Consider the following 4,147-nt stretch of genomic DNA (forward strand, 5'->3'; position numbering starts at 1 on the left):
CATCCTTACTGATACAACTGGACAGAGGGCGATGGGGCAAGATGCTGGACAAATCATTGGCTCTCTCAACCGCAACACCGCTACAGCCCACCAAGCAGTAGAACAGCTAGATGTCGCATCGCTTGAGGGGATAGTACATAATCGCGTAGATATGATCAATGATTTATCGGATGAAGGATCTAATATCTTTGAACAGAGCTTTGTAAACATGTTTATCAAAGAGCATTATCTGGCTACTGTGGATCACGATGAAAATGGCAATGTGATCTATGCAAAAGATGAAAATGGGAAATATATAAAAGACAGTCATGGAAACCCGCAGCCGCAATATCATTATTTAACGGATGAAGAACAACAGAATTTACAAAAAGGTTCTGATGGCAAGGTTCATGTTTTCCTCAATGGTATTTTTACAACACCAGATGATGCAGCCCATAATGCGGTTCAGTTGGCTGATAACAAGAATGATCCGCACTATTTTCTGATGTTCCCTCATAGCGATTCGTTCTTGGTAGATTTGTTCATTGCAGGGTATCAGTATGCTCTAGAAGGTAAGTTGGGTATTTTGACCAATTCGACGAAGAAGTACCAGAATCTGTTGTATAGCCTTGGCAATATAGGATTGCATACTGATGCGCATAGCCGCGGCAGTATGACAGCGGGCAATGGATCGCATGATTTAGAAAAGCATGGTGTTCATGGTATAGCAAAGAAAACAACGATTAATTTCTTTGGACCAGCTTATAATACTCAAAACATGGCAGATACGTTATATATCTTAAGTGATGGAAAGCAGGATTATGTAAACTTGGAAAATCATAAAAATGACTTTGTTGGTACAAAGATTGGCAAAAATCCTTACACTTTTGAGCAAATACCTCCTGGAAGTGGTCCCTGGAAAGAAGCAGGGCAAATATTTAAGGGCTACCCCAGTGTTCATGCTTGTTATGGTCATGCCGGTGATGAGTGCACATCGCTTTATGGATTACCTAATCGTACGCCAATTTATTCAAAATATTCAGGGAGGAAAAAATGAAACAAATCTTGAAATTATTAAGCGGAATAGTTTTGGTTAGTGTAGCTGGATGTAACATCGATAAGCCTCCTCCAGGGTATCTAAGTATGTGGGAGAAAAATAGTGTTACTGATTTTACTGAGGTAGGAAAAGCATTGTTAGAATGTGGTATGCCAACCCCTTATGATGTTTTTCCAGAAAACCAACAGCAGAGCATTAATGCTAAAGCAACAACTTATGCCTGCATGCTCCAAGCAGGATTCCACTATAAAGGGAGAGGTAACTGGTGTTATACTTTTAAAGAGAAAAACTTGCCGATTTGTCGTCCAGGTGCTGTCATACCACAGCGCAGTGTCAAGAAGCGCTTGAACAGCCCTTTTTGTANTCATACCACAGCGCAGTGTCAAGAAGCGCTTGAACAGCCCTTTTTGTACAAAGCATCCAGAACAACCTGAATGCGAGCCTTAAGTCTTGCTGTTTGTGATAATCAACAATCCGCCATCCTTGCATTTGCTTGGAATGGCGGGATTGTTTCCTCACGCACATTATTTAACGGATGAAGAACAACAGAATTTACAAAAAGGTTCTGATGGCAAGGTTCATTTTTTCCTCAATGGTATTCTTACAACACCCTATGAGGCGGCTGTTTATGCAGAGCAACATGCGGAGAATAAAAATGTACCGCTTTATTTTGTTGTGTTCCCTCAAGCCGATTCTGCTATTTCAGAACTTCTGGTCGCGGGTTATCAGAAGTTTATGGAAAATAACTTTTGGGGTTTGACCAATTCAACACAAGAAGCAAAAGATTTGATGTATAGCTATGGTCTTACAGGATTAGAACTTTATGGACATAGTCGCGGGACAATGACATTGGGGAATATGCTGAATTCTTTCAAACAAGAAGGTGTAAATGATGTAGCTGGCAATACAACGATCAGTTTCTATGGACCAGCGGCTAATGTTTTGGCGGCATCCGGTTTGTTAGGTTATGTGAGTGGTGGCAAACAAACCACTATTGGTTTTGATGGGAATAGATATGACTTTGTAAGCAGAATTATTGGCGGCAATGGCTATACCTACGAGACAATACCTGCTGGTAGTAACATGTGGAAAGAATGGTGGAGAGTGGCTACAAATCCCATAAGCTCCCATACCTGTCTTGGAGATGCGAGTGATAAGTGTACATGGCGCTATGGCACATCTCATCGTGAACAAAAACCTTGAATTAGATCATGGAGGAAAAAATGAAACAAACTCTAAAGCTATTAGGTGCTGTAACTTTATTAGGTATTGCAGGATGTCAGTTTAATAAAACTCCTGGAGGGTATTTGAGCGCGTGGGAGAAAAATGGTGTTACTAATTTTACTGAGGTAGGAAAAGCCTTGTTAGAATGTGGCATGCCAACGCCTTATGATGTCGATCCAGAAAACAGAAAGCAGAGCATTAATGCAAAAGCAACAATTTATGCTTGCATGCTTCAATCAGGGTTTCGCTATAAAGATGAAGAGGTAGCAAGAGCGGGAGGGCCATGTTATACTTTTAGAGCCGAAAACCTTCCCATTTGTCGTCCAGGCGCTGTTGTTCCACAGCGCAGTGTCAAGAAGCGCTTAAACAGCCCGTTTTGTAAAAAATATAAAAATAGTCGCAAATGCCAACCTTAAGTCTTGCTGTTTGTGATGATCAACAATCCGCCATCCTTGCCTTCGCTTGGAACGGCGGGATTGTTTTCTCAACCCATCATCTCAATATTGTTCACCGTTGTTTTAAGCAGCGGTGACAGGAAATATCAACAAGCTTCCGAGCTGTTTTATAGTAAATAAATCCATTGAAAGAGGGGAAAAATGAAGAAAGTCTCGCAATTATTGAGCGGCATAGCTCTGTTAAGTATAGCTGGATGTGAGTATAAAGCTGAGGTTCCCTTATCAGCTTGGGAATTATGGGATAAGCCTGGTGCAAATACAATTGATATAGGGAAAGCGCTATTAGAATGTGGCATGCCAACACCTTATAATCGTGATGAATACAACAGAAAGTTAGACGGAAATGCGAACGCATTAATTGAAGCTTGCATGGTTCAAGCAGGTTTTAGATATAAATCCGGATATTTGAGTTCGTGTGAGTTTTTTGATGCTCGTTTTCCGATTTGTCATTCAGGTGCTGTCATTCCTCAAAGAAGTGTTAAGAAACGCCTGAACAGCCCCCATTGTAAAAGAAATAGAAACAAGCCTGAATGTCTACCGTAGTTTTTTGATGATGGTATGATTAAGAGTAATCTTTAGTTTTTTTATCTTTTGCATAAGTGTGTGGGCCAATTGTATCGGCACTCAACATGTTTCAAATTGATATGGACAGAGGAATATAAAACATCGACAAGCTTATAAGCAATCTTATCATAAAAAATCATTGAAGGAGAGAAACAATGAAAGCAACTTTAAAGTTATTGAGTGGATTGGCTTTGCTTATTATAGCTGGATGTTTTCCAGGTCCTTACCAGGCTGTGGATGTATTAGAGAAGCTAGGAGAAGATAAGATTGAGATTAAAAAAGCACTATTAGAATGTGGAATGCTGAATCCTCATGATGATTATATGATGGATTATAGAGAGTTAAGTATAAATGCGAATACATCTATTTATGCATGTCTAACCCAAGCAGGTTTTCATAGTAAATTAGGAGGGAAGTGGAGAGATCGGTGTAGAAATTATAATGCCGAAGATCTTCCGATTTGTGTGCCAGGTGCTGTCATTCCAAAACGAAGTGTCAAGAAGCGTTTAAATAGCGCTTATTGCCAAAAATATAAAAATAAACCAGAATGCCAACCTTAAGCACTGCTAGTGATGATCAACAATCTGCCATCCTTGCCTTCACTTGGAATGGCGCGATTGTTTTCTCAATCCATCATCTCAATATTGTTCACCGTTGTTTTAATGAAGCGGTGACAGAAAATATAAACAAGCTTATGAGCTTTTTTATTGTAAATAAATCCATTGAAAGAGGGGAAAAATGAAGAAAATCTTAAAAATATTGAGTTGCATGGCTTTGTTAAGTATCGCTGGATGTGTTAACTCAATTCCCTCACTTTCTCCAGCATTATGGAGAAATAAAATACTTTTAGAATGTGGAGTACCGGACC

At 39.7% G+C, this 4,147-nt stretch carries 8 protein-coding genes; all 8 read left to right on the forward strand.

Annotation, left to right across the window (positions count from 1 at the left end):
* Nucleotides 1-1,036: filamentous hemagglutinin (locus tag ACFILN_RS04925; protein ID WP_375671000.1), on the forward strand; the 1,036-nt coding region annotated here is incomplete at its 5' end.
* Complete coding sequence (locus ACFILN_RS04930; RefSeq protein WP_375671001.1) at nt 1,033-1,470, forward strand: hypothetical protein; 438 nt, start codon at nt 1,033-1,035, stop codon at nt 1,468-1,470. The genes ACFILN_RS04925 and ACFILN_RS04930, both read left to right, overlap by 4 nt.
* A gap of 25 nt (nt 1,471-1,495) precedes the next feature.
* Complete coding sequence (locus ACFILN_RS04935) at nt 1,496-2,239, forward strand: filamentous hemagglutinin (protein ID WP_375671004.1); 744 nt, start codon at nt 1,496-1,498, stop codon at nt 2,237-2,239.
* A gap of 20 nt (nt 2,240-2,259) precedes the next feature.
* The gene (locus ACFILN_RS04940) at nt 2,260-2,676 is read left to right on the forward strand and encodes a hypothetical protein (RefSeq protein WP_375615423.1); all 417 of its coding nucleotides are present in this window, start codon (nt 2,260-2,262) and stop codon (nt 2,674-2,676) included.
* On the forward strand, nt 2,664-2,792 hold the full coding sequence (locus ACFILN_RS04945; RefSeq protein WP_375664338.1) for a hypothetical protein: 129 nt from the start codon (nt 2,664-2,666) through the stop codon (nt 2,790-2,792). The genes ACFILN_RS04940 and ACFILN_RS04945 overlap by 13 nt, the downstream gene beginning before the upstream one ends.
* Nucleotides 2,793-2,856: 64 nt before the next feature.
* Entirely contained in the window at nt 2,857-3,258 is a 402-nt protein-coding gene (locus ACFILN_RS04950; RefSeq protein WP_375654666.1) for a hypothetical protein, read from the forward strand.
* Between the two features lie 176 nt (nt 3,259-3,434).
* Nucleotides 3,435-3,839, forward strand: coding sequence for a hypothetical protein (locus ACFILN_RS04955; protein WP_026500686.1), 405 nt, complete (start codon nt 3,435-3,437; stop codon nt 3,837-3,839).
* Nucleotides 3,827-4,021, forward strand: coding sequence for a hypothetical protein (locus ACFILN_RS04960; protein WP_375671003.1), 195 nt, complete (start codon nt 3,827-3,829; stop codon nt 4,019-4,021). Before ACFILN_RS04955 ends, ACFILN_RS04960 begins: the two co-directional genes overlap by 13 nt.
* Nucleotides 4,022-4,147: the final 126 nt, after the last annotated feature.

This window comes from Bartonella sp. CL434QHHD (assembly GCF_042195145.1).
GTDB lineage: Bacteria > Pseudomonadota > Alphaproteobacteria > Rhizobiales > Rhizobiaceae > Bartonella.